General features: G+C 59.2%; 24 protein-coding genes. 19 read left to right on the forward strand and 5 right to left on the reverse strand.

Annotation, left to right across the window (positions count from 1 at the left end; translation table 11 throughout):
• Window position 1: 1 nt before the first annotated feature.
• The 3 genes from hpaD to ACR0FB_RS13475 are packed head-to-tail and all read right to left on the reverse strand — an operon-like array spanning window position 2 to window position 2,809.
• Window positions 2-844, reverse strand: coding sequence for a 3,4-dihydroxyphenylacetate 2,3-dioxygenase (gene hpaD / locus ACR0FB_RS13465; protein WP_171636524.1), 843 nt, complete (start codon window positions 842-844; stop codon window positions 2-4).
• 54 nt (window positions 845-898) lie between these two features.
• Window positions 899-2,407, reverse strand: a complete 1,509-nt coding sequence (gene hpaE, locus ACR0FB_RS13470; RefSeq protein WP_480620980.1) for a 5-carboxymethyl-2-hydroxymuconate semialdehyde dehydrogenase — start codon at window positions 2,405-2,407, stop codon at window positions 899-901.
• Between the two features lie 3 nt (window positions 2,408-2,410).
• Window positions 2,411-2,809 (reverse strand): 5-carboxymethyl-2-hydroxymuconate Delta-isomerase, encoded by a 399-nt coding sequence (locus ACR0FB_RS13475; protein WP_480620978.1) that lies wholly within the window; start codon window positions 2,807-2,809, stop codon window positions 2,411-2,413.
• Between the two features lie 105 nt (window positions 2,810-2,914).
• Here ACR0FB_RS13475 and hpaR point away from each other — a divergent pair, with 105 nt between their 5' ends.
• Window positions 2,915-3,355, forward strand: coding sequence for a homoprotocatechuate degradation operon regulator HpaR (hpaR, locus tag ACR0FB_RS13480; protein ID WP_171636528.1), 441 nt, complete (start codon window positions 2,915-2,917; stop codon window positions 3,353-3,355).
• Between the two features lie 33 nt (window positions 3,356-3,388).
• On the opposite strand, the gene ACR0FB_RS13485 is transcribed toward hpaR, so the two are convergent.
• A complete protein-coding gene (locus tag ACR0FB_RS13485) occupies window positions 3,389-4,741 on the reverse strand; it encodes an aminotransferase class III-fold pyridoxal phosphate-dependent enzyme (RefSeq protein WP_480620976.1) in 1,353 nt (450 codons plus the stop codon).
• Between the two features lie 34 nt (window positions 4,742-4,775).
• Window positions 4,776-5,555, reverse strand: a complete 780-nt coding sequence (locus ACR0FB_RS13490) for an IclR family transcriptional regulator (RefSeq protein ID WP_171636532.1) — start codon at window positions 5,553-5,555, stop codon at window positions 4,776-4,778.
• Between the two features lie 108 nt (window positions 5,556-5,663).
• On the opposite strand from ACR0FB_RS13490, the gene ACR0FB_RS13495 reads away from it, so the two are divergent.
• From ACR0FB_RS13495 to ACR0FB_RS13580, 18 genes are all read left to right on the forward strand, one after another.
• Window positions 5,664-6,593 (forward strand): tripartite tricarboxylate transporter substrate binding protein, encoded by a 930-nt coding sequence (locus ACR0FB_RS13495; protein ID WP_171724625.1) that lies wholly within the window; start codon window positions 5,664-5,666, stop codon window positions 6,591-6,593.
• 63 nt (window positions 6,594-6,656) lie between these two features.
• Entirely contained in the window at window positions 6,657-7,193 is a 537-nt protein-coding gene (locus ACR0FB_RS13500) for a tripartite tricarboxylate transporter TctB family protein (protein WP_152460588.1), read from the forward strand.
• A gap of 7 nt (window positions 7,194-7,200) precedes the next feature.
• On the forward strand, window positions 7,201-8,721 hold the full coding sequence (locus ACR0FB_RS13505) for a tripartite tricarboxylate transporter permease (RefSeq protein ID WP_480620974.1): 1,521 nt from the start codon (window positions 7,201-7,203) through the stop codon (window positions 8,719-8,721).
• Between the two features lie 4 nt (window positions 8,722-8,725).
• On the forward strand, window positions 8,726-10,210 hold the full coding sequence (locus tag ACR0FB_RS13510) for an aldehyde dehydrogenase (RefSeq protein WP_480620972.1): 1,485 nt from the start codon (window positions 8,726-8,728) through the stop codon (window positions 10,208-10,210).
• Between the two features lie 15 nt (window positions 10,211-10,225).
• Window positions 10,226-11,521 carry an aspartate aminotransferase family protein gene (locus tag ACR0FB_RS13515; protein WP_171724628.1) on the forward strand — a complete coding sequence of 432 codons (1,296 nt, stop codon included), beginning with the start codon at window positions 10,226-10,228 and terminating at the stop codon, window positions 11,519-11,521.
• Entirely contained in the window at window positions 11,518-12,459 is a 942-nt protein-coding gene (locus tag ACR0FB_RS13520; RefSeq protein ID WP_480620969.1) for a phosphotransferase enzyme family protein, read from the forward strand. Before ACR0FB_RS13515 ends, ACR0FB_RS13520 begins: the two co-directional genes overlap by 4 nt.
• A 13-nt stretch (window positions 12,460-12,472) precedes the next feature.
• Complete coding sequence (locus ACR0FB_RS13525) at window positions 12,473-13,708, forward strand: Tm-1-like ATP-binding domain-containing protein (RefSeq protein ID WP_480620967.1); 1,236 nt, start codon at window positions 12,473-12,475, stop codon at window positions 13,706-13,708.
• Window positions 13,709-14,143: 435 nt separating this feature from the next.
• Entirely contained in the window at window positions 14,144-14,944 is an 801-nt protein-coding gene (locus ACR0FB_RS13530; RefSeq protein ID WP_480620965.1) for a transporter substrate-binding domain-containing protein, read from the forward strand.
• A gap of 69 nt (window positions 14,945-15,013) precedes the next feature.
• Window positions 15,014-15,676, forward strand: a complete 663-nt coding sequence (locus tag ACR0FB_RS13535) for an amino acid ABC transporter permease (RefSeq protein ID WP_171724631.1) — start codon at window positions 15,014-15,016, stop codon at window positions 15,674-15,676.
• A gap of 11 nt (window positions 15,677-15,687) precedes the next feature.
• Complete coding sequence (locus ACR0FB_RS13540) at window positions 15,688-16,350, forward strand: amino acid ABC transporter permease (RefSeq protein WP_171636552.1); 663 nt, start codon at window positions 15,688-15,690, stop codon at window positions 16,348-16,350.
• Window positions 16,347-17,069 (forward strand): amino acid ABC transporter ATP-binding protein, encoded by a 723-nt coding sequence (locus ACR0FB_RS13545; protein ID WP_480620963.1) that lies wholly within the window; start codon window positions 16,347-16,349, stop codon window positions 17,067-17,069. The genes ACR0FB_RS13540 and ACR0FB_RS13545 overlap by 4 nt, the downstream gene beginning before the upstream one ends.
• A 39-nt stretch (window positions 17,070-17,108) precedes the next feature.
• Window positions 17,109-18,068, forward strand: a complete 960-nt coding sequence (locus tag ACR0FB_RS13550) for a dihydrodipicolinate synthase family protein (protein WP_171118193.1) — start codon at window positions 17,109-17,111, stop codon at window positions 18,066-18,068.
• Window positions 18,059-18,991 (forward strand): 4-hydroxyproline epimerase, encoded by a 933-nt coding sequence (locus tag ACR0FB_RS13555; RefSeq protein ID WP_171724633.1) that lies wholly within the window; start codon window positions 18,059-18,061, stop codon window positions 18,989-18,991. The genes ACR0FB_RS13550 and ACR0FB_RS13555 overlap by 10 nt, the downstream gene beginning before the upstream one ends.
• A gap of 66 nt (window positions 18,992-19,057) precedes the next feature.
• Window positions 19,058-20,308: an NAD(P)/FAD-dependent oxidoreductase gene (locus tag ACR0FB_RS13560; RefSeq protein WP_480620961.1), complete on the forward strand. Its 1,251-nt coding sequence runs from the start codon at window positions 19,058-19,060 to the stop codon at window positions 20,306-20,308.
• A 15-nt stretch (window positions 20,309-20,323) separates the two neighbouring features.
• Window positions 20,324-21,427: a cis-3-hydroxy-L-proline dehydratase gene (locus ACR0FB_RS13565; RefSeq protein ID WP_480620959.1), complete on the forward strand. Its 1,104-nt coding sequence runs from the start codon at window positions 20,324-20,326 to the stop codon at window positions 21,425-21,427.
• Window positions 21,428-21,434: 7 nt separating this feature from the next.
• Window positions 21,435-22,460, forward strand: a complete 1,026-nt coding sequence (locus tag ACR0FB_RS13570) for a trans-3-hydroxy-L-proline dehydratase (protein WP_480620957.1) — start codon at window positions 21,435-21,437, stop codon at window positions 22,458-22,460.
• A 190-nt stretch (window positions 22,461-22,650) separates the two neighbouring features.
• The gene (locus tag ACR0FB_RS13575) at window positions 22,651-23,331 is read left to right on the forward strand and encodes a GntR family transcriptional regulator (protein WP_171636564.1); all 681 of its coding nucleotides are present in this window, start codon (window positions 22,651-22,653) and stop codon (window positions 23,329-23,331) included.
• 72 nt (window positions 23,332-23,403) lie between these two features.
• Window positions 23,404-24,918, forward strand: a complete 1,515-nt coding sequence (locus tag ACR0FB_RS13580; RefSeq protein WP_480620955.1) for an aldehyde dehydrogenase (NADP(+)) — start codon at window positions 23,404-23,406, stop codon at window positions 24,916-24,918.
• The last annotated feature ends 128 nt before the right edge of the window (window positions 24,919-25,046 follow it).

The raw sequence follows: 25,046 nt of genomic DNA on the forward strand, positions 1-25,046 counted from the left end.
GTCACACCGAAAAGCTGACATTGGCCTGACCGGTGCCAGAGCTGCCGAAATACGGGGTGTAAATGTCGATCTCACCCTTGTAGCTTCCCCACCCCAACGCACCAAACAGCAAAGCAGTGTCATTCATGGCGCATTCACCGGTGCATTTTTTTGCATAGTCCGGCAGCATTTCCAGAAACTCTTCAAATCGGCCCTGCTGCCACAGCTCAAGAACGCGCATGTCCATCTGGCGGTTGAACTCGCCATTCACGGCATTCAGCCCGTCGACCGAGCGTTCATTCGGCGTAAAGTCGTGGCTGAGCGAGCCGGACGCCAGAATGGATACATTGCGGTCCGAACGTCGGATACCCTCGGCAATGGCCTCGCCCCAGGCCCGGTTTTCCGCAATCGACGAGAATTGATTGACCGCCACCGGCAAAACCCGGGCATTCACGCCATCATTGATGAAATGCATCGGCAGCAGGGTGCCGTATTCCATGCCCATGTCGGGGTGCGAATGGCCCAGCGCCCGCTCTCCCCGTTCGCGCAGAACGTCAAGGATGGTTTCCCCAAGTTCATGATCGCCGCGATAGTCGAACTCCATATCCGCCAACATATGCGGCAGTTCGTGACTTATGAACCGGCCCTTGTGATGTTCCTTCGTGTTCAGGTGAAACCCTTGATTGGTGATCCAATGGGTGTCGAACACGATGAACGTCTCGACCCCGCGGTCGATCGCGTCCTGACGCAGGCGTGCATATCCATCAATGGCGGATTGCCGGATGCCCTTGTACTTTTGCATCGTGTGGGACATCCAGATGCTGGGTACATGCGTGATCTTTGCGGCCTGTACTATCTTTCCCATGGCAATTCCTCCTCGTGTAATGGGCTTGCCCCAGCCGGGGTCGGCCTACGTGATCTATTTACCCAACTGCATGATCTTGTGCTGACCGGTGGCAAAGCCGATATGTTTCTGTTCCATATAGAATTCAAAGCTCCAGTCGCCGCCATCCCGGCCAATGCCGGACGCCTTGACCCCACCGAACGGCGTGGGCAGGTGACGCACGTTCTCGGAATTCACCCAGATCATTCCAGCCTCCAGCCTGTCTGTGAACCGAAGCGCGCGGGTCAGATCATTGGTCCAGACATAGCCGGTCAGGCCATATGGCGTGTCGTTGGCGATCTCCAGCGCCTCATCCTCGGTCGAGAACGGGATCGAGGTCAGGACAGGGCCAAATATCTCTTCACGCGCAATGCGCATCTGGTTGGTGGCATTGGTGAACAGGGTCGGCCGGACGAAATAGCCCGCATCCCCCACCGTGACGCCGCCAGCGGCGACAGTTGCGCCATCTTCCTTGGCGATGTCGAAATAGCTCGTGACCTTGGTGTAGTGTTCTTCGGTCACCAACGGCCCGATCTCGGTCTCGGGGTCCAAGGGGTGCCCCACCTTGATGTTGTTGACGCGCTCAATCAATCTGGCTTCGAAGTCTTCCTTGATCGTGTCCTGCACCAAAAGCCGCGAAGACGAGGTGCAGCGCTCGCCATTGATCGAATAGATCATGAAGATCACGGCATCCAAAGCACGGTCCAGATCCGCATCATCAAACACGACAACCGGGTTTTTTCCACCCAGTTCCAAATGGTTGCGCTTATGGGAATCTGCGCCTTGCTTGACGATCAGACTGCCGGTACGGCTTTCGCCCACAAAGGCAATGGCCTTGATCAGCGAATGCTCGCACAAAGCCTTGCCAGCGTCGGGGCCAAACCCGTTGACCGTATTCAGCACACCTTTGGGCAGCCCTGCCTGCTCGGCGATTTCCACCAGAAGACGGGCCGTCAGAGGGGAATCCTCGGCGGGTTTGTGAACCACCGTGCAACCCGCAGCCAGGGCAGGCGCGATCTTCCAAGTCGACAGCATGAACGGCGTGTTCCACGGGGTAATCACGCCAACCGGGCCAATCGGCACACGGGTCGTCACATTCATCAGCGTCGGAGACTTCAGGTGCTGCCCATCCCGCGCCTGAATCACCTGATCCGCGAAATACCGGAAGTTCTCTGCCCCGCGCAAAGCTGCCTTTGACATGAAACGCAGGGTCTGCCCCGTGTCCCAGCACTCGCACAGTGCAATTTCCTCGGCGCGCGCTTCAATGGCATCAGCCACATTCAACAAGATGCGACGGCGTTGGGTGGCGGGCATGTCTCGCCACTCTGCAAAGGCTGCGTGGGCGGCCTTGGCTGCCGCGTCGATGTCATCTGCCGTGCCATGGGCAACATCACAAATCACGGATTTGTCGACGGGTGAGACCGACTGAAACACTCCGGCGGATCCGTCCCGGTCTTCACCCGCTATACGGTTGTGGATGCCCGTTTCCCGGAACCGGTCCAGAAAGCCGTTCAGCTTTTCGATGTTTGTGTCCAGTGCGCTCATGCGTCAGGTCTCCTGCGTGGTCGCCGACAGGTGGTCGCGGATCGTACCGGCCTTGGGCGACAGCTTGGGGTCGATGTCACGCATCTCAAGCGAGAGCGCGATGGAATGCTGTGAAAGAACCGGCGCCAGGTGTGTTTTGACCGCCTCGAATATGCGCTGTGTCGCATCTTCCTTGACATCCGCGGATCGGCCCGCCCGCAGGCGGATCGAGATATCAATGAACCCGTGCGCCGGGTTGCCGTCCGCTATGGCGTAATGATCGACCCGTGTCGCGCGCACACGAATACCGGGCATGGGAAAGGTCTCGATCCCAGCCGCCGTTGACCGAATGCACTCGCACAGGCCATCCATGTCGATCCTGTCTTCAAGATTTCCGGAATATTCGACATGGAAGTGAGGCATGGTCTCTCCTTTATTAGTTAACATGTTTAGTTTTTAATGCACCCCCTGTCAAGAGATTGCTTTGTTAATCTTTGCAATTCACGGAACGGCGTTCTAGAAGGCCGCATGAACACTCAAAGCCACTCCAAAAGCACTGCCCGGTCCCTTCCGATCGCGTTGCTGCGTGCCCGCGAAACCGTCATGGCTCCGATCCGGGATATGCTGCAAGGCATTCAACTGACCGAGCAGAAATGGCGCATCCTGCGTGTTCTGGACGAGTTGGGCGAAGTGGAGCAAAGCACCATCGCGCACGAGGCGTGCCTGTTGCTGCCCAGCGTGACCCGCATTTTGCGCACGATGGAGGCTGACGGCCAGATTACCCGCCGTCAGGATAGCGAAGACAAACGCCGCACCATGGTCAAGATCACCGAAGCAGGCCGCACCATCCTCAGGGAAAACCTGGCCACTTCACTTGCGATCTCCAGCAATATCGAAGCGCAGATGGGCAAGGAGAAACTGAATCAGTTGCTGGACCTGCTCGAGGATCTGCAAGCTATCAAAGTCTGACCCCGCCAGGTTCCGAAGGGGTCGTTCAACCGCCTACAAAGTGGCAAGACCGGTATCCAGCGCCGACAGAATTTTGGCCACATCTTCCGAAGTGACGATCAGCGGCGGCGATAGAATGATGTTGTTGCCAGACACACGCACCATCACGCCATCTTCATATGCGGCTTTCTGAACCTGAAGCGGCAGGTGTTTTGCGACAGGCGCCTTGGTCGCCCGGTCCGAAACCAGTTCCAATGCGCACATCAGTCCCTCGCCGCCCCGCACGTCCCCGATAGCGTCATGCTTGTCGGCCAGCTTTTGCAAGCCGGCAAACAACTCATCCCCACGCGCAGCAGCGTTTTCCCAGATCCTCAGCCGGTTGATCTCGGACAGGGCGGCCAAGGCCGCGGCCGCCCCGACCGGATGGCCAGAATAGGTGTACCCCTGATCCACGGATGCCAGGCCCGTGGTATCGCTTTCAAATACCTCAGCGACCGCACCGGAAATCATGGCCGCGCCAAAAGGGAAATACCCGTTGGTGATCGCCTTGGCCGTCGTCATGATATCGGGCTGAACACCCCAGTGCCGCGCACCGCTTTCGCTGCCGGTGCGACCAAAAGCGGTGATGATCTCGTCCGAGATCAGCAGGATGCCATGTTTCGAACAGACCTCGCCCACCATGGGCATGAAGCTCTTGTGTGGCGGGATCACACCGCCCGCGCCCAACACCGGCTCCATGATGAAGGCGGCAACAGTGTTTGCACCTTGAAAAGCGATCTCGGCCTCAAGCGCCTTGACGCAAAGCTGCGCCAGACGCTCGGGGTCGGTTTCGTCAAACGGGTTGCGATAGGTCCACGGCGCCGGCACGTGAAAACAGCCGGGCATCATCGGCTCATACACCGCGCGGAATTTCTGGTTGCCGTTGACGGAAGCGGCGGCAAAATGGGTGCCGTGATAACCCTGCTTCAGGCTGATGAACTTGGTGCGCCCTGCTTCACCCCGAACCTTGTGATATTGACGCGCAAGCTTCAGCGCAGTTTCGACGGAATCCGACCCGCCCGACGTAAAGAATGAACGGGTCAGCCCGTCGGCCTCGAAGAACTGGGCCAGCTCATAGGACAGCTCGATCGCCTTGTCGTTGCTGGTGCCGCGAAAGGTCGAGTAATAGGGCAGCGCGTTCAGCTGATCCGCTATGGCCTGTTTCACCGGTTCACAGGAATAGCCCAGATTGACGTTCCACAGCCCCCCTACGGCGTCCAGCGCCGTGTGACCATCGACATCAGTGATGTTGACCCCTTCACCACCGCTGAGAATGGTCGGCGGGTTCTTCCGGCTGTCGGCGGGGTGCGCCATCGGGTGCCAGAAATACCGGGCGTTGTTTTCCTTCAGAAAGTTGGAGTCTTTCATGTCGCGGGTCTCCGAGTATTGAATCCGCCCCGGGTCACGGGTGGAATCCGGTTGGAAAGGAGTCGGGCAACTGGCCGCCAAAACCAGCAGTCAGATCAACCGAAAGTGAATGCAACGTGGACAGTATTGCCGGAAGGCGGTCGCTGGTTGCCCGGGTTTCCGGGACAGCTATCGCGATGGTTCCCAATGCGACCTGATCGATGCCGAAGATCGGCGCGGCATATCCAAAAACACCTTCTTCGTAACTGCCACGGCTGTCGGCCCAGCCTGAAACTCTGATCTTTGCGACCCGTTCCCTGATAAGCTTCGGATCAGTAAGCGTCGCTTGCGTAAACCGTGCCTGCACGTGCTGATCCAACTGCTCCAAAAGGTGAGCCGGCCCGAAACTGAGCATGCAAAGACCTGATGCCGTCGCATTGAGCGGAAGCATCTCGCTGGGATCCAGACTGACGCGGACACTGTGCTGCGTTGTTTCCACCACAAGCGCCGTCTGCAACCCCGTTTTCTCAAGCAAAGACAGATGCAGGGATTCACCGACCACCTGCATAGCGGCCTGCATCTTTTGGCGCGCGCCCTCAATGCCGGGCCTGGCGATCTCTCGCAGCGCGGCCAAACGCAAAGCCGCCGGCCCGATCGCATAGGATTTCGTCATCGGATTCTGTTCGATCAACCCGAACTCCTCAAGCGCGCGCAGGTGACGCAATGCCGTTGCTTTGTTCAGCCCGGACAACCGCGCAAGGTGACTCAACCCGATCTCTGGGCGGGCATTGGAAAAGTAGTCCAGCATTTTTAAGGCGTTAAGGGCTGTACCCATGTGCGTGTGGTCCTCTTGCTCAGGTATTACTTGACAGAACTAACTTAACAAAGCAACATTATTATTGTTAACGCGGTTCAATTAATGAACCAGTATCGGGAGGTGTCAATGAAGAAATTTCTAACAGCCGCCGCTTTTGCGGCTTCGGCCACTGCCGCACTGGCTGAATACCCTGAAAAGCCGGTAAGTTTTGTCGTCCCCTGGCCTCCGGGTGATCTGGAAGATGTCCTTACCCGGATGATCGCCGACGAATTCCAGGCCATGTACGGTGTGCCTGCCGCTGTCGTGAACAAACCCGGCGGCGGAGGCGGCCCATTCCCCGGCGCGGTCGAGGTGGCAACCGCTCCGGCGGATGGCTACACCATCGGCTCATTCGTCATCGGCGTACCTGTCATCGGCCCCGAAATCGGAATTCCCGAACTCAACCCGAATCCTTTTGATCCAATTGGTATCTTCCTGACCTATCCCTTCGTCATCGCGGCCAGCAAAGACGCGCCGTTTTCAAGCTGGGAAGAACTGGCCGAACACGGCAAGGAAAATGACGTAGCGCTTGGCCATTTCGGATCGGTTCTGCCCCCCACTCAGGTCACATTTGCAGCTGCGGTCAGCAGCGGGTTCGACTTTGCCAGCGAAGCGGCTTTCGACGCCCTGGATTGCAACACGCTGGCCTCAGGCGACGTGGATGTCATCAATACGACGCTACAGCTTATCCTTCCCTGCCTTGATCAGGTGAACGTCCTTGCCAGCATCGGCGGCGAGCGGATTTCACTGGTTCCGGATACGCCGACGATCGTGGAACTCAATCCGGATCTGCCATTGGCCCTTTGGAACGGGCTGTTCGTGCACAAGGACACGCCCGCCGACGCGCGTGAAAAGATCTCGGCTGCCGCGCAGAAAGCGTTGTCCTCGGACAAGGCCAAAAAGCTGGCTGAGGAAACGGGCGCCCTGATCTACTGGCAGGACCCGGACGCTTCGAATGCTCAGATCGAGCAGGACAAAGCCTCTTTCGCCAAGATCGAAGAGATTCTGGGCGAATAATCCGAAACAGGCCCGGCCAGATCGAACAACGCCGGGTCTGTTTGATTCAAACAGGAGGCCAAGATGATAGCAAAGACGCTGCAAGACATGTTCCGACGGTATCGACGTCCTGGCGATATTGTCTTTGCCTTCCTTTTCTTCGGCTTCTCCCTGTTCCTTCTCAGCCAGATCGGCGCTGAGACTCAGGCCGTCAAACGAACCAAGTGGTTTGCCCAGCCCGCCCTTTGGCCCAAGATCGCGATCTGGGGCATGGTTTTGTTCAGCGGCCTCCACTTGCTGGGCTCCTTCCTGTCCCCACGCATTCCCGGACGGTTGCGAGAGGTGACGTTCTGGTTGATGTCCCTCGAATACGTTGCCTACTTCCTGATCTATGTCGTGGCGGTTCCGTGGCTTGGATACCTGCCATCGACCATGCTTTTTGCAGCCCTGCTGACGATACGATTGGGGTTTCGATTGCCCGGGGCTTTTTGCGTTGCACTTGGCTTCGGCGCGGTCGTGGCAGTCGTTTTCCGCGCGTTGCTTCAGGTGAACATTCCTGCGGGTCGGATATACGAATATCTGCCCGACGGGCTGCGCGCCTTTGCGCTGACCTACTTGTGAGGCCAAGATGGACAATCTGATTTCCGGCTTTGCAATTCTGGCACAGTGGCAGGTCGTCGTGGCACTGATCATCGGATCGGTGGGCGGGGTCATCATCGGCGCGTTGCCCGGCGTCGGCGCCGCTGTCGCAATTGCCATCCTGCTGCCCGCCACCTTCGCGTTCGAGCCCATCGTCGGCCTGACCCTTCTGTTGGGCATCTACGGGTCGTCCATGTATGGCGGCGCAATCCCCGCCATCCTGATCAACACGCCCGGTACGGCCGTCAACGCACTGACCACCTATGACGGCTATCCCATGACCAAGCGCGGGGAGGGCCACCGAGCCCTGTCGCTGGCCTATTCAGCGTCGTTTTTCGGCGGCATCTTCTCGATCCTCTGTCTGATCATCCTGTCGCCCGTATTGGCCTGGGTTGCCCCGCATTTCGGCAGCCGCGAGATTTTTCTGGCCGCACTCATGGGCATCCTTCTGGTGATCCTGGCCCATCGCGGGCAAACCTTCTCGGCCGCGATGCTGGCGTTCTTCGGCATCTTCCTCAGCACCGTCGGTCTGGAACCCGTCAAATACACCAAACGTTTTACCTTTGACCAAACCTGGCTTTCGTCAGGTGTCGATCTGATCGTGGTCGTTCTTGGGCTGTTCGCCATCAGTCAGGCGCTGCTGTTGCTGGTCGACAAAGAACACGCGCCGGGTGAAGCCCATGTGCGCGGCAGCATCTTCGCGGGCCTCAAAGAGCTGCTGGGCCTGAAACGCATCGCGACGGTTTCGTCATCGCTGGGTGTGCTCATGGGCATGATACCGGGCACAGGCGAATTCACATCACAGTTCCTGTCATACACATATGCACAGAAAACCTCTGAGGACCCGGACAAATTCGGCGATGGGTCACCCGAAGGTCTGGTGGCGTCCGAGGCGGCCAACAATGCCGTTCCCGGGGCCGCGATGATTCCACTGCTGGCGCTGGGTATTCCGGGCGAGGCGCTGACCGCGATGATGCTGTCCGTCTTCTACGTTCACAACGTGATCCCCGGACCGCAGCTTTTTGCCGACCAGATGGATTTTGTCATGGCGCTGTACATGTCGCTGATCCTGCTCAACGTGATCGTTCTGGTCTTTCTTTTGTTCTCGACCAACCTGCTGCTGAAGATCATTCAGATCCCGACGCGCTTTCTGGGGATCATGATCCTGACGCTGTCCTTTGTCGGGGTATTCAGCCTGCGCAACTCAGTCACGGACTGCGCTATTGCCGCCGGGTTCGGCGTGTTCGGGCTGATCCTGAAGCGCCTGAACCTGCCCATTGTTCCGATCATTCTGGGCATGGTTCTGGGCGGGATCATGGAAGTCAAACTGCGCAGCGCCATGGCGCGGGTGAAGTCGCCACTTGATTTCATCGACCGACCGATTGCCGCAATGCTTTTCATCATGATCCTTGGGATCCTTCTGCTGCACGTTCGCTCACTGATCAAGGAACACAAGGAACGTATCAGACCGCAGCCGGTTCTCGACGAAGACTCAACTCAGCAAGGATAACCCCATGGACCAATCCTCGATTGATGCGCTGCGTGCGCAGGACATTGCTCCGCGCGGGCATTTCATAAACGGCCGCAGTCAGGATGGCGAAACCGGGGCCCGGCATCAGGTTCTGTCTCCGATCAACGGCCAACCTCTGGCGCTGATCGCCGAAGGCACACCGGCCGATGTCGACATGGCCGTGCGCGCGGCGCGCGGTGCTTTCGAGGACGGGCGATGGTCGCGCATGGCCCCCGCCGGCCGCAAGAAAGTGCTTCTGAAGCTGGCCGACCTGATCGAAGCCCGCGCGCTTGAACTGGCCGTGCTGGGCGTGCGCGACAACGGAACCGAAATCACCATGGCCTACAAGGCCGAGGCGCTCTCGGCGGCGGCCACTTTCCGGTATTATGCCGAGGCGATCGACAAGATCTACGGACAAATCGCCCCGACAAGCGGTGACGTTCTGGGTCTTGTGCATAACGCTCCGGTCGGGGTTGTCGGGACCATCGTGCCCTGGAACTTCCCACTGATGATCGGCAGCTGGAAAATTGCACCGGCACTGGCCGCCGGCAATTCCATCGTGCTGAAACCTGCCGAAAGCGCCTCACTCAGCCTGCTCAAGATTGCCGAGCTTGCCGCAGAAGCCGGAGTGCCCGATGGGGTGTTCAACGTCGTGACCGGGCGTGGCTCGGTCGTGGGTGAGGCGCTGGCCCTGTCGATGGATGTTGACATCATGGTGTTTACCGGGTCGGGTACAACCGGGCGGCGGCTGCTGGAGTATTCGGCGCGGTCGAACCTGAAACGCTGCTATCTTGAACTGGGCGGAAAATCCCCGAACATCGTTTTTGCCGACGCCCCTGATCTGGCCGAAGCGGCCAAGGTTTCCGCGGCGGGCATCTTCCGCAACTCTGGTCAGGTCTGCGTCGCCGGATCGCGCCTGTTGGTCCAGCAAGAGATCTACGAGGACTTCGTGACCGAGATCAGCCGCCACGCCGAAGGCTTTCGCGTCGGCGACCCGCTGGATCTGAACAGCCAGATCGGTGCGGTCCACAGCCTGCCAGAGCTTCAGGCCAATCTGGATTTCGTCACCAAGGCCGAGGCCGAAGGCGCCGAGCGCCGTACCGGCGGAAACCGCATCCTGACAAAGACCGGAGGCTATTACATGGCGCCGACCGTAATGGCCAACGTGAAAGAGACCGACACCCTGTTCCAGAATGAGGTCTTTGGCCCTGTTCTGGCCGTCACACCCTTTGCGGACGAAGACGAAGCGCTGCGCCTTGCCAATGCCACCGTTTATGGGCTGGCCGGTGGTGTCTGGACCTCGAACCTCAGCCGCGCGCATCGCATGGTGGGCGGCATTCGCGCCGGCGTTGTGCATGTCAATACATATGGCGGTGCCGACCTGACCGTTCCGCTGGGCGGCGTTCGCCAATCCGGAAACGGGCACGACAAATCGCTGCACGCGATCGAGAAATACTTCGATCTGAAAACCGCATGGATAAAACTCTGAGAAAAGGCCGCCCGCATGACCCTTTCAGCGAAATCCGCGGAACTCATTGAACGCAGGGCCCGGTTGCTGGGGCCCAATGTATCGACCTTCTATGACGAACCCGTTCATTTCGTGAAAGGGGAAGGCGTCTGGCTGTGGGATGCGGACGGGCGCAAATATCTGGATTGCTACAACAACGTGCCTCATGTGGGGCATTGCAACCCGCGCGTGGTCGAGGCGATCTGTCGTCAGGCGCGCACACTCAACACGCACACCCGGTATCTGCATGACGGGATTCTGGACTATGTGGAAAAACTGACCGGAACGATGGACGAATCCCTGGATTCGGCCATCCTCACCTGTACCGGCTCCGAGGCAAATGACATTGCTCTGCGAATGGCCGAGGCGATGACCGGAAAACGAGGGATCATTGGCACCGACGCCACCTATCACGGCAATACCGCGCTGGTCAGCCAGTTGAGCAGATCGAACATCCCGACAGTCGGCTTCGGTCTGGGCCGGTACTTCCGCTTTGTCAGCGCGCCCGACAGCTATCGCCATCCCGACCCGGACGGGTCAAAATTCGCCGATGCGGTGGCGGAACAGATTGCGGAACACGAAAAGGCCGGCATTGGTTTTGCCGCATTGATCCTCTGCCCTTACTTTCTGAACGAGGGGTTTCCCGACAACCCGGACGGTTGGCTGGCACCCACGGCCAAGGTCGTCCGCCAGGCCGGGGGCCTGTTGATCTGCGACGAGGTGCAATCAGGCTTTGGCCGAACCGGCACCCACATGTGGGCGCATCAGAAGTTGGGCGTTGTGCCGGATGTCATGACCTTGGGCAAACCCATGGCCAACGGCCATCCAGTGGGCGGCGTGGTCACAGGTTCCGAGATCATTTCGGCATTCCGCAAGGGATATAGGTACTTCAACACGTTTGGCGGAAACCCTGTTTCCTGTGCCGCTGCGATGGCGGTTTTGGAAGAGATCGAAGACCAGAGCCTGGTCGCACATGCCAGATCCGTTGGCGACCACGCGCGAAAACGGCTGAATATTTTGAAAGAAAAGTATGACGTCATCGGAGACATACGCGGCTCGGGGCTGATATTCGGGGCTGAAATGGTCCTTGATCACGACAGCAAGGAACCCGCCGGTGAATTCACTGACCGTATCATCAACGCCATGCGCCAGCGCGGGATCATTCACTCCAAGCTTGGGCGTCACAAGAATACTCTGAAAATTCGCCCGCCCATGACATTCTCTGTCGAAAACGCGGATCTTCTTTTCGACACGCTGGACGACGTGTTGGCGGAAACGCCACGGGTCGCATGAAGCAGATCGTGGAACATGCGCTGTCCCTTTGGGGGCTGGCTGATGGCCAGGCGTCTCTCGTGGCGGCTCGGGAAAACCGTGTCTATCGCGTTCAGGCAGGCCAGACCGTCTATGCCCTCAGACTGCATCGCAAGGGCTTGCGAACGGATGCCGAACTCCGGTCAGAGCTACAGTGGATGGCCGTTCTCGGCAAAAACGGGGTCCGGGTTCCAACGCCCGTCGCGGCCGCGGATGGGCGCTATCTGCATCTGGTGGACGGCATTCAGGTCGACATGCTCGACTGGCTGCCGGGCCGCCCTCTGGGTGCGACCGAAAAGGCTTTGACGCATCAGGACCGGACAGGCGTCTTTTGTTCAATTGGCCGGGAAATGGCACGGCTGCACCACATCAGCGACCAATGGGCACCCCCTCAGGGCTTCGTGCGTTGGTCATGGGATCGCAGCGGGCTGCTTGGAGCCGCCCCTGTCTGGGGTCGTTTCTGGGAAAACCCAACGCTTGGAAAAACGGACCGGGCCCTTTTCCTGGCGTTTCGGGATATCGCAGATCGTGACCTTCGGCGCGTGGAAAATCAGTTGGATTACGGACTGATCCACGCCGATCTTGTCCGCGAAAACGTCATGGTTGACGGTGACAAACTGTGGCTGATTGACTTCGACGATGCCGGGTTCGGTTTTCGCCTGTTTGATATCGCAACGACGCTTCTCAAGAACCTGCACGAACCTGATTTCAACCGGCTGCGCGGTGCTTTGCTGGCGGGGTATCGATCTGAACGAACGATCTGTACCCAACAACTCGACCTGTTCATGGCACTGCGCGCCGTAACCTATGTGGGATGGGTTGCATCCCGACTGAACGAAGATGGATCGGGCTTACGCAATGAGCGGTTCATTGAAACCGCCCGGGCGTTGATGTCCCAATACCTTCAACAGCACATCTAGACAGGAGGCACCGATGGCCGAAAAGACAATCCTGCTGATTGGTACGTATGATACGAAAGAGCCCGAAATGCGGTTCATCGAAAAGGCGGTCAGAGCGCAGGGCGCTGACGTGCTGACCATGGATGTATCGGTTCTGGGTGATCCGTCCGAACCGACGGATATCTCGAAACACGACGTTGCCGCTGCCGGTGGCATGACAATAGAACAGGTCATCGCGCAAGGAGACGAGAACAAAGCCTTTCGCGTGATGTCCGCAGGGGCCGCAAAAGTTGTTGCACAGGCCTATTCAGAAGGTCGATTTGACGGGTTGCTGGCCACGGGCGGGACCATGGGCACAGACCTTGCACTTGATTGTGCACAGGCTTTGCCGATGGGGGTTCCCAAATATATCGTGTCAACGGTCAGCTTCTCGCCTCTGATCCCTCCGCACCGGTTGGCGCCGGATGTTCAGATGATCCTGTGGGCCGGCGGCCTGTATGGCATGAATTCGATCTGCAAATCGTCGCTCAGCCAAGCTGCCGGGGCCGTCGTGGGCGCAGCCAGGGCGGCGACCGCCCCCGATCGCAGCAAACCTCTGATCGGGATGACCAGCCTTGGTTCGTCCTGCCTGCGCTACATGAAAATTCTGAAACCGGCACTGGAAGACCGCGGCTTTGAAGTGGCCGTGTTCCACTCTACCGGCATGGGCGGCATGGCCTATGAAAAACTGGCGGGCGAAGGCGCGTTTGCCTGCGTGATGGACTTCTGCATGCAGGAATTTGGCAACCTGATGGCGGGCTCTGTCGTATCCAGCGGCGATGACCGGGTCACAAATGCCGGGCGCGTTGGGACGCCCCAGATGGTGGCACCCGGTGCGCTGGATCTATTGGATTTTGCGGGTTGGCAGGACATCCCCGAACAATATGCCGATCGCCCGTTCCACGAACACAACCGCCTGATCAAAAGCTCGGTCTTCAACGGCGCCGAACGGCGCGCCTGGATTCGGGAACTCGCCAACCGGCTGGAAGCCGCAACCGGGCCGGTGCATTTCTTTTTGCCCGTTCAGGGTGTCGAGGCCTGGGACAGGGAAGGCGAAGAGGCGCATGATCCAGAGGCTCTGGCCGAAATGGTGGACGAGGCGCGCAAGGTCATGCCCGGCCGGGTGCCGATGACCGAGCTGGATGTTCACATCAACGACGCGGCTTTCTGTCAAGCTGTTCTGTCGCGATTTGACACGTGGGTGGAAACCGGCGTCATCCGAACAGACTGAACGCCATTGGCAGCATCGGGAAACGGAAAATCTCCCTGCGCTTTGTCTGACAGCGAATTGTGGCACCTGTCCGGATTTGTGCAGGTCGGTTCCGTGAACCTCGGGCACCCAGTCTTCTGGCGGACGGTTCCAGAACGTGTTGGGGTTGTCTTCGTCCATCCTGGCCCGGTTCAAGCTGCGCCACGCGGACCGGATCAGAATGACCGGTTCTTCATGCGGATGTTGCGTAAAAAGCGTCTCCACAACGTTTTGAACGATTGGATCATCGGCTTGCCCCACCCCCAAGACGATCAATCAGCCAAGGGCGTTTCTTGAACAATTGATCCATGCTTTAGCCGGGTACGGGCCCGTATCGGTTGCCGGTGGAATTTTTTTATGGATGTTGGATCCAATATCCTTTATTCGTGATCGCATCTTTGATTCAGGGAGGATCACATGCTCAAGAAACTCGTCGCTTTGGCGGCCTTCACCACTTTCACAACAGGTCCTGCGATGGCGGACACGCTCGACGATGTCGTGGATCGCGGTACTCTTCGCTGCGGCGTTGTTCTGGACTTTCCGCCGATCGGGTATCGCGACGCTAACAACGAACCGGCGGGTTTTGACGTGGATTACTGCAATGATCTGGCCGCGGCGCTTGAAGTCGAGGCGGAAATCCTGCCTTTGACCTGGGCCGAACGCCTGCCGATCATCGTGACCGGGCGCGCCGACGTCGTGTTCGGCGCAACCTCGGACAGCCTTGAACGGGCGCGGACCGTGGGCTTTACCATTCCTTATGCAATCTACTATGCGCAGGGCGTCGTAAACGCGGACAGCGGAATCGAAACCTTCGAAGACATCCGCGGCAAACGCGTCGCCGCCGCGATTGGCACCGTGCCGGAACAGGAATGGCTGAAGATTGCCGCCGAATGGGGTGAGGAAGGCAATTATCAGGGCTATCAGTCGGAAAACGAGGTGTTTCTGGCGGTCGCGCAGGGCAAGGCCGATATCGGCATCACCACCAACACCGCTGTTCTGCCGATCACCCAGCAGTATGAAACGGTGCTGGCCGGCCCCCGTATGCCCTGGACGACCGACTATACCTCGGTGGTGGGCAAACGACAGGACGTCACCTGGCTGAATTTCCTGAACCTGTTTGTCACGCATCAGGTGCGCTCGGGCCGGTACCAGGAACTGTGGGGCAAATATGTCGGAGGCGAAGCACCCGAGCTGCGCATCCCCGGCGTGATGTACTGATTTCACCCCCCAGTGCTCTTTCGTCGGGTTTCGGCCGGGCGAAAGAGCCGGTCAATTCGGAAAAAACCTGTGTTCGATTACAACTTCCACTGGCGGCCGGTCATGAAAAGCCTGCCGGACTTGCTTGAGGCATCGCTGCTGACTCTGCAAGTCGCGGTTCTGGCGATGATCCTGGGCATCCTCATCGGCCTGTGCCTTGCACTGACGCGGCTGCACCTGAAGGGGCCGCTGTGCTGGTTCGCCTCGGCCTGGGTCGAACTGGCCCGAAACACGCCCGCCCTGTTTCAGCTGTTCTTTTTCGGCTTCGGGCTTGGCGCATTCGGCCTGCACCTGTCGCCTTACTTCATCGTGCTTGCAGGTTTGACCTTCAATTGCGCCGGCTATCTGGCCGAAAACTTTCGCGGAGGTTTTCAGGCCGTCCCCGAGACGCAGTTGCGGGCCTCTCGCTCTCTGGGCATGACTGCGTGGCAGGCTTACACACGCGTGGTGATCCCGCAGGTGTTTCGCATCGTCTATCACCCGATCACCAATCAGATGGTCTGGGCCGTGCTCATGTCCTCGCTGGGCATGCTGGTCGGTTTCCGCGAGCTGTCCGGCGAGACGCAGTTCTTTGCCTCGCGCACCTTCCGCATCTTTGAATATTTCGCCGTCACCGCGGTCATTTATTACGTGATCGTCAAAATCATCCTTCTTGCCTCGCGCCTGCTGGCGTCCCGGCTTTTCCGCTATTGAAGGAGGCACAGATGCAACCCACTGTCAGCTTTTTCAGCGGCTTCACCATCAATGATCTGTGGTTCCTGGGCGAAGCTGCCCTGCGGACACTCTGGATTTCGGTTCTGTCGATATCCATCGGAACGCTTCTTGGCGTGGTATGCGGGTGGATCCTGTACGAGGGCAAGCTGGCCGCAGCCCTGACAGTGGCCCCGTTTCTGGATGTCTTCCGATCCGTCCCGCTGATCATCCAACTGGTGCTGTTCTACAACTTTGCGCCCATTGTCGGGCTCAATCTGGACCCCTTCGCCTCGGGCGTGGTGATCCTGTCGATCTACACGGCCGCTTTGGTTGCGAATGTCGCACGCGGAGGGATCGAGGCCGTCGGTGCGCCGATGCGCCGTGCCGCGCGCAGTCTGGGCATGACCTATTGGCAGGATCTGCGCTATGTCGTCTTCCCGATTGGCGGGCGCGCGGTGTTCCCGGCCTGGGTCGGTGTCGCACTGGGAGTGATGAAGGACAGCGCGTTGGTTTCGGTGCTGGGCTATGTCGAACTGCTCAAGGCCAGTCAGATCCTGATCACCCGGACGCAGGAACCTTTCCTGATCCTGACAATCGCGGGCGCGTTCTATTTCGCGCTCAGCTATCCGATTTCGCGCTATTCCGCGTCTCTTGAAAAAAGGTGGGCCCAATGATCGAAATTCGCGACCTGCACAAGTATTTCGGCGCGCTGCATGTGCTGAAGGGCATCGATCTGGATGTGCAGAAAGGAGAGGTCCTGTCGGTGATCGGCGCATCGGGCTCCGGCAAATCGACCCTGCTGTATTGCATCAACGGGCTGGAACCGATCCAGCAAGGCTCGGTCAGGGTCGATGGCACAGATGTTCATGCCAAAGGCATCGATATCAACAAGCTGCGCACAAAGCTGGGAATGGTGTTTCAGCAATGGAACAGCTTTCCTCACCTGACCGCATTGGAAAACGTCGCGCTGGCCCCCAAGATCGTCAAAGGACTGTCAAAATCAGAAGCCCGCGATATCGCCGCCCGCCAACTGACCCATGTTGGCCTGGGCGAAAAGCTGGGCGTCTACCCATCTGCCCTTTCGGGTGGCCAGCAACAGCGTCTGGCCATCGCCCGCGCGCTGGCGATGGAGCCGGAATACATGCTGTTTGATGAGGCGACGTCAGCGTTGGATCCCGAACTGGTGGGCGAGGTTCTCGACACGATGCGCCTTTTGGCCGAAGAAGGGATGACCATGATCTGTGTCACGCACGAGATGGGTTTCGCACGCGATGTGTCGGACCGGGTTGCTTTCTTCCATCAGGGCGTGATGGAAGAGATCGGCCCGCCCGGGCAGATATTCGGTGCTGCGCAATCCGAACACACCCGTAAATTCCTGGCCAACGTGCGCTGAGTGCACTGGCCCCCAGAAACAACGAGGAAGATCACCTTCATGTCCAAGAATATCTTCACCGGCACCATGCCAGCCCTGATGACCCCGTGCAAAGCCGACCGGACCCCGGACTTCGATGCCCTGGTGAAAAAGGGCAAGGAAATGATCGAGGCCGGCATGTCGGCCGTGGTGTATTGCGGTTCGATGGGCGACTGGCCGTTGCTGTCGGATGCCGAACGTATGCAAGGTGTCGAACGCCTGATCGACGCCGGCCTTCCTGTCGTCGTCGGCACTGGTGCGATAAACTCGAAATCTGCCGTGGCGCTAGCTGCACATGCGCAAAAGGTCGGCGCGGCAGGGCTTATGGTCATCCCACGTGTGCTGTCGCGCGGATCGTCCATCCCGGCACAGCGCAACCACTTCAAGGCAATCCTGTCAGCCGCGCCGGATATCCCGGCCATCATATACAACAGCCCCGTCTACGGCTTCGCCACCCGCGCTGATTTGTTCCTGGAATTGCGTGCAGATCATCCGAACCTTGTCGGGTTCAAGGAATTCGGAGGCAAAGGCGACCTGCGCTACGCCGCGGAACACATCACCTCGAAAGATGATCAGGTCACGCTGATGGTGGGCGTGGACACCGAGGTTTATCATGGCTTCGTCAACTGCGGCGCCACGGGCTCGATTACAGGTATCGGCACCGCCCTGCCCAAAGAAGCATTGCTGCTGGCCGCCCTGTGTCAGAAAGCGGCGGCGGGCCACGCCGAAGCGCGCCTGCGCGCGCGCGAGCTTGAAGAAGCCTTTGGCGTGCTGGCCAGCTTTGACGAAGGCACCGATCTGGTGCTGTACTACAAGCACCTGCTGGTCTTGAACGGTGAAGAGGAATACCGCTTGCACTTCAACGAAACCGACGAGCTGACGGATGCCCAGCGCAACTATTGCGAACAGCAATACAAACTGTTCCGCACCTGGTTTGCCGACTGGTCCAGCCAGGGCGGGGTCATCGCTGAATGCATGTGATCGACAGCCATACCGGAGGCATGCCCACGCGGGTCATCCTGAACGGCGGCCCTGATCTGGGGTCGGGCCCGCTGGCCGAGCGCGCGCAACGCCTGGCCACCGAGCACAAGGCTTTCTACAAATCGGTCCTTCTGGAACCACGCGGTCAACCCGGCATGGTCGGGGCGCTTCTGGTCGCCCCGGAAACGTCCGGCTGCGAAACCGGCGTGATCTATTTCGATGCCGACGCCGTTCTCGGCATGTGCGGTCATGGCACCATCGGCCTTGGGGTCACTCTGGCCCATCTGGGCCGGATCGGTCTTGGGACGCACAGGGTCGAAACGCCGGCCGGCGTCATCTCGGTTGACCTGTTGGACGCCAATACGGTGCGCGTCACCAATATCGAAAGCCGCCGGGTCAAGGCTTCGGTGTCGGTTGACGTCGAAGGCCATGGAAAAGTGACCGGCGATCTGGCCTATGGTGGCAACTGGTTCTTCATTGTCGATCCCAGCCCGATGGACGTGACGCCCGGCAACATCCGTGCCCTCACCGATCTGACCATTGCAATTCGCAAAGCCTGCATCGACCAGAACGTGCGTGGCGAGAACGGGGAACCGGTGGACCACGTGATCTTGCAGGACAAATCCCCGGACAAAGACGTTCACAGCAGGAATTTCGTCCTGTGCCCGGACGATCAATATGACCGATCGCCGTGCGGGACCGGCAGTTCGGCGCGTCTGGCCTGTCTGGCGGCGGATGGGGTTCTGGTTCCGGGGCAAGAGATCGTGCAGGAAAGCGTGATCGGCAGCTCTTACCGGCTGAGCTATCAGCCCGGTCCCAACGGCGGCGTCATTCCGACCCTGACCGGGCAGGCGCATATCATGGCCGAGGGCACATTGATTTTCGCGCAGAACGATCCGTTTCGCGGTGGGATCCTTCTTTGACAAAATTATCGGGGACTGGCGCAATCCAGCCCCCGGAACCGAGCCACAGTTTGAGAAGATCTGGCCATGCTGCAAGACAACCCGACGGATATCGTTGTGATCGGTGCCGGTATCATCGGCATCAGCACCGCACTTGAATTGCAAAAACGCGGCCGGCGCGTGCTGGTGCTGGATCGCGAAGGCGTTGCAGCCGGGGCGTCAAAGGGCAACGCCGGAGCCTTTGCCTTTACCGACATCGTGCCATTGGCCACCCCCGGGATCATGCGCAAGGCTCCGAAATGGCTGTTTGATCCGCTGGGTCCGCTTTCAATTCCACCCTCCTACGCTTTGAACATCGCGCCGTGGATGCTGCGGTTCTGGCGGGCCAGTTGGCAGGATCGCTATGCTGCGGCCTTGTCTGCGCAGGCTGCTTTGATGGATCACAGCCGCACGGCGCTGGAACGCCAGATCGCGGATGTCGACGGCCAAGCGCTGATGCAACGCGACGGCCAGTTGCAGGTGTTCGAGGGTGAAGGTGAATTCCGCGCCAGTCTGCCCACATGGGACAGGCGCAAGGATCACGGCATCCCCTTTGACCTGCTGGACAGCCCCGACGCGATTGCGGAAATCCAGCCCGGGCTTGACCGACGATTTACCCATGCGGGTTTTACGCCCACCTGGATGAACACGGTCGATCCGGCCAGCTGGACAAGACATTTGGCCACCCGGTTCACCGCCCGTGGCGGTCAGGTCGAAATCGCGACAATCAGCGCGCTCACGCCCATGGATGCGGGCGTTCGCCTGACGACTTCGATCGGTGAAATTGATGCAAGACAGGTGACCGTGGCTGCCGGGGCGTGGTCTCATCACTTGGCGAAAACCCTGGGCGATCGCATCCCTCTGGAAACCGAGCGAGGGTACAACACGACCCTGCCCCAAGGGGCCTTTGATCTGCGCACCCATCTAACATTCGGTGGCCACGGCTTTGTGGTGACGCGGATCAACGGCGGCGTGCGCATCGGTGGCGCGGTCGAGTTGGGCGGGCTGGAACTGCCACCCAATTACAAACGCGCCGACGCGCTTCTGGCAAAGGCCGGGCGCTTCATGCCTGGCCTGAACTTGGAAGGCGGCACGCAATGGATGGGCTTTCGGCCGTCACTGCCCGACAGTTTGCCGCTGATCGACCGCTCGGCGCGTGCGCCACAGGTATTTTACGCCTTCGGACATGGCCATCTGGGTCTGACGCAATCCGCAGGCACGGCGGAACTGGTCGCGGATCTGGTCACGAACACAAAGCCCGCGCTCGACATGAAGCCTTTCGCATCCACACGCTTCTGATCAGGAGAACACCTTATGAAAATCACTGCACTGAACGTATATCAGGTGGATCTGCCGCTGAAGGAAGGCCGCTACAGCTGGTCCAATGGCAACTATGTCGAGGTCTTCGACAGCACCGTTCTCGAGATCATCACGGATGAAGGTCTCAAGGGGTATGCCGAATGCTGCCCGCTGGGATCGGCTTATCTTCCGTCCTTTGCCCTGGGCGTCAGGGCCGGGCTGGCGGAATTGTCGCCACATCTGATCGGGCAGGATCCGCTGAATATCGGCCAGATCAATCGCACCATGGATGCAGCCCTGCGTGGCCACCCTTATGCCAAGGCGCCTGTTGATATTGCCTGCTGGGATCTGCTGGGCAAGGCGACCGGGCAACCCCTTTACACCCTGTTGGGCGGCGACGCGCAACAGGACGTGGTGCTGTATCGCGCGATCAGCCAGGAAGCACCGGAAATCATGGCGCAAAAGATCGAAGGTTATGCGGCCGAAGGCTATACGAAGTTTCAACTGAAAGTGGGCGGCGACGCCAATGACGACATCGACCGCATTCACGCCACCCGCGCGGTTCTGAAAAAGACCGACCTGCTGGTGGCGGATGCCAACACTGGCTGGACCCGGCACGAGGCCGCGCGTGTCGTAGGCGCCATCGCGGGCATGGATGTCTATGTGGAACAACCCTGTTTGACCTATGAGGAATGCGTGTCGATCCGCCGGCGCACCGCGCTGCCCTTCGTGATGGATGAGGTCATCGACACGCCCAACACATTGGTCCGCGGCATAGCCGAAGACGCCATGGACGTGATCAACCTGAAAATCTCCAAGGTAGGAGGTTTGAGCAAAGCAAGGCTGATGCGCGATCTGTGCGTCGCGCATGGTATCCCGATGACCATCGAAGACACCTGGGGGGGCGATATCACCACCGCCGCCATCGCTCATCTGGCGCGGTCGACACCGTCCGAGTTCACGTTCTCGGCCACCGATTTCAATTCCTATGGTACCGTGGACATCGCCGAAGGCGCGCCAAAGCGTGTCAATGGCCGGATGACCGCAGCAGATCGTCCGGGTCTGGGCGTGACACCGATCTTCGAAGCGCTGGGTGCCCCCGTCGCGCAATATAGCTGAGGTAAACATGCGCAGCAGAAAAACCGTACATGTGATCTCGGCCCATGCCGAAGGTGAGGTTGGAGATGTCATCGTTGGGGGTGTCGCCCCACCGCCGGGCGACACTCTCTGGGAACAGCGAAGCTTCATTGCGCGGGACCAGACCCTGCGCAACTTTGTTCTGAACGAACCACGCGGCGGTGTGTTCCGGCATGTCAACCTTCTGGTTCCGCCAAAACACCCCGAGGCAGACGCCGCCTGGATCATCATGGAACCCGAAGACACGCCGCCCATGTCGGGGTCCAACTCGATCTGTGTCTCAACCGTGTTGCTGGATGGTGGGATCATTCCAATGCACGAGCCGGAAACCCACATGGTGCTCGAGGCACCGGGTGGGCTGGTCCGGGTACGTGCGGAATGCCGCGATGGCAAGGCACAACGCATCTTTGTCCAGAACCTGCCCAGCTTCGCCGACAAGCTGTCCGTCCCGCTTGAGGTATCCGGACTGGGCACGATCACGGTAGACACCGCCTATGGCGGTGACAGTTTCGTGGTCGTCGATGCGCAGGCGCTTGGGTTCACAATCGTCGACCACGAGGCCCGCGACATAGCCCGGCTGGGGGTAAAGATCACAAACGCCGCCAATGAGCAGCTTGGATTCTCGCATCCCGAGAACCCGGACTGGGATCATATATCGTTCTGCGCCTTTTGCGGCCCGTTGAATGAAACGGAAACCGGTCTGAGCGGCAAGTCCGCCGTGGCAATCCAGCCGGGTAAGGTCGACCGTTCGCCGACGGGCACCGCAGTGTCCGCGCGCATGGCGCTGATGGCGGCCAAGGGGGTGATGAAACCCGGCCAGACCTTCGAGGCTGTCTCGATCATCGGATCACGATTCACCGGGCGGATCATTGACACTGCGCAGGTCGGTGGCCGCGCGGCGATCGTTCCTGAAATCAGCGGTCGCGGTTGGATCACCGGAATTCATCAGCACATGTTGGACCCCGCAGATCCATGGCCCGGTGGATATCGCCTGTCTGACACCTGGGGTGTTTGATGTCAGCAGGCACGTTTTTCAAAAACGGAAAAGTCTGAAGATACGCGTCCTCGTTACGGTTTCATCATCAGATTCAGGCTTTTTCCAAATCTCGGACAGGATTCGAACATGGGTCGAAATCCAAGTTCGGCTTGGAAAAGTTGGTGATTACGGGTAATTGTATCCAAAAAACCGTGGCGGGATATTGGAAATGGCAGGAAAACGCGCGATCACGAAACAAAGCCTACCGGACGTCATCGCAAATGATCTGCGTGAACGTATCCTGAGCGGCGAACTCGCCGAGGGTGAAACGATCCGGCAGGAAGCACTGGCCGAGGAATATGATGTCTCTCGCATGCCGATCCGCGAGGCGCTGAAACGCCTGAATGCCGAAGGTCTGGTGCAATGGGCCAACAATCGCGGCGGCTCGGTGACCAAGCATTCCCTCGACGAAATCGGTGAAATTTTCGATCTTCGCATCCTGATCGAAGTCGATCTGTTCCGCCGGGCCATCCCGAATATGGGCCCAAGGGAATTTGCGCGTTGCGACGAAATCCTCAAGCAGATGGAAGCGTCATATGATGAAAATGACGTCGGCAAGTGGGGGATATTGAACTATCAGTATCACTCGGCGCTTTATGCGGCGTCACAGCGGAAGCTGACCAACGAATTGCTGGACCGCGTCAACCTGCAATCGGATCGCTATGTCAGGATGCACCTGAGCGTGATGAAACAGCGCGAACCCGCAAAAAAGGAACATCGTGATCTGTTGCGGCTAGCCCGGGAAGGCAATGTGGACAAAGCCTGCGAGGTCTTGGCGCAGCATATTCGCCGGACCAAGGAACAGCTTCTGGAAATGATCGCCTCGAAGCGCGGGACAGACGAACCCTAGGGCGGTCTTGCATGTCCTGTCATTTTGGATACATTATCCATTAATCTGGACATCCCGAAATACGAGGCCCAAATGACCTTTACTCCGCATGGCAAACATCTGATCGCCGGCAACTGGCTTGCCGGTGACGATTTCTTTGCATCACAACCCGCACATGGGCCATCGCATGACTTTTCGAAAGGTCGAATTTCAGACGTCGACGCCGCTGCGCAGGCCGCGGAAGAGGCGTTTTGGAGCTATGGCTATTCCACTCGGGAAGAACGCGCCGTCTTTCTGAACACCATTGCCGACGAGATCGAAGCGCGCGCCGATGAAATCACCGAGATTGGCACTCAGGAAACCGGCCTGCCCGAGGCTCGGCTGCAAGGTGAACGGGGCCGCACGTCGGGGCAGCTGAGGCTGTTCGCAACGCATATCCTCAGCGGCGATTATCTGGACCGGCGCCACGACAGCGCGTTGCCGAACCGTGCACCCCTGCCCCGGCCCGATCTGAAAATGATCCAGCGCCCGATCGGCCCGGTCGCTGTGTTCGGCGCATCAAATTTCCCGCTGGCATTTTCCACCGCCGGGGGGGACACGGCCGCCGCACTGGCTGCCGGCTGCCCGGTCGTCGTCAAAGGCCACGGCGCCCATCCGGGCACCGGCGAGATCATCGCCGAAGCCATCCTTGCGGCCATCCGCCGTTGCAACATTCATCCCGGCGTTTTCAGCCTGATCCAGGACGGCGGCTTGGCTGTGGGTTCTGCCTTGGTGCAGCACCCTCTGATCAAGGCGGTCGGGTTCACCGGATCGCTTGCGGGCGGCCGCGCCCTGTTCGACCTGTGCGCCGCGCGCCCCGAACCGATTCCGTTTTTTGGTGAGCTTGGATCGGTCAACCCCATGTTCATTCTGGATGCGGCACTGGCAAACCGGTGTGAAGATATCGCCAAAGGCTGGGCCGGCTCGCTGACCATGGGCGCTGGTCAGTTCTGCACCAACCCGGGCGTCGTCGTGATGCCGGCAGGTGAAGCAACGGACCGTTTCGCCGAGATCACACAGGCGGCATTGACCGCAGTTCCAGCGCAGACCATGCTGACCGACGGCATCGCCAAAGCCTATCGCAACGGTCAGACCCGTGTTGCTGAAACCGCTGGCGTTCACGAGGTTCTGGCTTCGACATGCGATCAGCGCAATGCGACCCCTTTCCTTTACCGAACAAGCGCCGCAACCTGGCTGGCCAACACATCCCTCGCGGAAGAGGTGTTCGGCCCGCTGGGCATCATCGTGACCGCCGAGACACCCGACGAAATGTACGACGTCGCGCGCGGATTGCACGGGCAGTTGACCTGCACCCTGCATATGGACGAGGCCGACATGGGCATGGCGCGGTCCCTGTTGCCGATCCTTGAACGCAAAGCCGGGCGCGTGTTGGCCAATGGCTTCCCCACAGGGGTCGAGGTATGTGACAGCATGGTCCATGGCGGCCCCTACCCGGCTTCGACCAATTTCGGAGCCACATCCGTGGGCACATTGTCGATCCGGCGTTTCTTGCGTCCTGTCTGCTATCAGAATCTGCCGGATGCATTGCTGCCAGAACACTTCTCATAGGGAAATCAGTCGACACGCGCCGATACTCTAAAAGCACGATGCGCAGCAGGGTGTCGGCGGGTGTAACTGCCGAGCCTCAGGGGAATGAGGCACACGCCTCTGGATTCAATTGCACAGTTTCATTTGGG

Source organism: Ruegeria sp. P10 (assembly GCF_056534925.1).

Coding starts and splice junctions, on each gene's coding strand:
- hpaD (WP_171636524.1), bottom strand. CDS start 844: ATGGGAAAGATAGTACAGGCCGCAAAGATCACGCATGTACCCAGCATC.
- hpaE (WP_480620980.1), bottom strand. CDS start 2,407: ATGAGCGCACTGGACACAAACATCGAAAAGCTGAACGGCTTTCTGGAC.
- ACR0FB_RS13475 (WP_480620978.1), bottom strand. CDS start 2,809: ATGCCTCACTTCCATGTCGAATATTCCGGAAATCTTGAAGACAGGATC.
- hpaR (WP_171636528.1), top strand. CDS start 2,915: ATGAACACTCAAAGCCACTCCAAAAGCACTGCCCGGTCCCTTCCGATC.
- ACR0FB_RS13485 (WP_480620976.1), bottom strand. CDS start 4,741: ATGAAAGACTCCAACTTTCTGAAGGAAAACAACGCCCGGTATTTCTGG.
- ACR0FB_RS13490 (WP_171636532.1), bottom strand. CDS start 5,555: ATGGGTACAGCCCTTAACGCCTTAAAAATGCTGGACTACTTTTCCAAT.
- ACR0FB_RS13495 (WP_171724625.1), top strand. CDS start 5,664: ATGAAGAAATTTCTAACAGCCGCCGCTTTTGCGGCTTCGGCCACTGCC.
- ACR0FB_RS13500 (WP_152460588.1), top strand. CDS start 6,657: ATGATAGCAAAGACGCTGCAAGACATGTTCCGACGGTATCGACGTCCT.
- ACR0FB_RS13505 (WP_480620974.1), top strand. CDS start 7,201: ATGGACAATCTGATTTCCGGCTTTGCAATTCTGGCACAGTGGCAGGTC.
- ACR0FB_RS13510 (WP_480620972.1), top strand. CDS start 8,726: ATGGACCAATCCTCGATTGATGCGCTGCGTGCGCAGGACATTGCTCCG.
- ACR0FB_RS13515 (WP_171724628.1), top strand. CDS start 10,226: ATGACCCTTTCAGCGAAATCCGCGGAACTCATTGAACGCAGGGCCCGG.
- ACR0FB_RS13520 (WP_480620969.1), top strand. CDS start 11,518: ATGAAGCAGATCGTGGAACATGCGCTGTCCCTTTGGGGGCTGGCTGAT.
- ACR0FB_RS13525 (WP_480620967.1), top strand. CDS start 12,473: ATGGCCGAAAAGACAATCCTGCTGATTGGTACGTATGATACGAAAGAG.
- ACR0FB_RS13530 (WP_480620965.1), top strand. CDS start 14,144: ATGCTCAAGAAACTCGTCGCTTTGGCGGCCTTCACCACTTTCACAACA.
- ACR0FB_RS13540 (WP_171636552.1), top strand. CDS start 15,688: ATGCAACCCACTGTCAGCTTTTTCAGCGGCTTCACCATCAATGATCTG.
- ACR0FB_RS13545 (WP_480620963.1), top strand. CDS start 16,347: ATGATCGAAATTCGCGACCTGCACAAGTATTTCGGCGCGCTGCATGTG.
- ACR0FB_RS13550 (WP_171118193.1), top strand. CDS start 17,109: ATGTCCAAGAATATCTTCACCGGCACCATGCCAGCCCTGATGACCCCG.
- ACR0FB_RS13555 (WP_171724633.1), top strand. CDS start 18,059: ATGCATGTGATCGACAGCCATACCGGAGGCATGCCCACGCGGGTCATC.
- ACR0FB_RS13560 (WP_480620961.1), top strand. CDS start 19,058: ATGCTGCAAGACAACCCGACGGATATCGTTGTGATCGGTGCCGGTATC.
- ACR0FB_RS13565 (WP_480620959.1), top strand. CDS start 20,324: ATGAAAATCACTGCACTGAACGTATATCAGGTGGATCTGCCGCTGAAG.
- ACR0FB_RS13570 (WP_480620957.1), top strand. CDS start 21,435: ATGCGCAGCAGAAAAACCGTACATGTGATCTCGGCCCATGCCGAAGGT.
- ACR0FB_RS13575 (WP_171636564.1), top strand. CDS start 22,651: ATGGCAGGAAAACGCGCGATCACGAAACAAAGCCTACCGGACGTCATC.
- ACR0FB_RS13580 (WP_480620955.1), top strand. CDS start 23,404: ATGACCTTTACTCCGCATGGCAAACATCTGATCGCCGGCAACTGGCTT.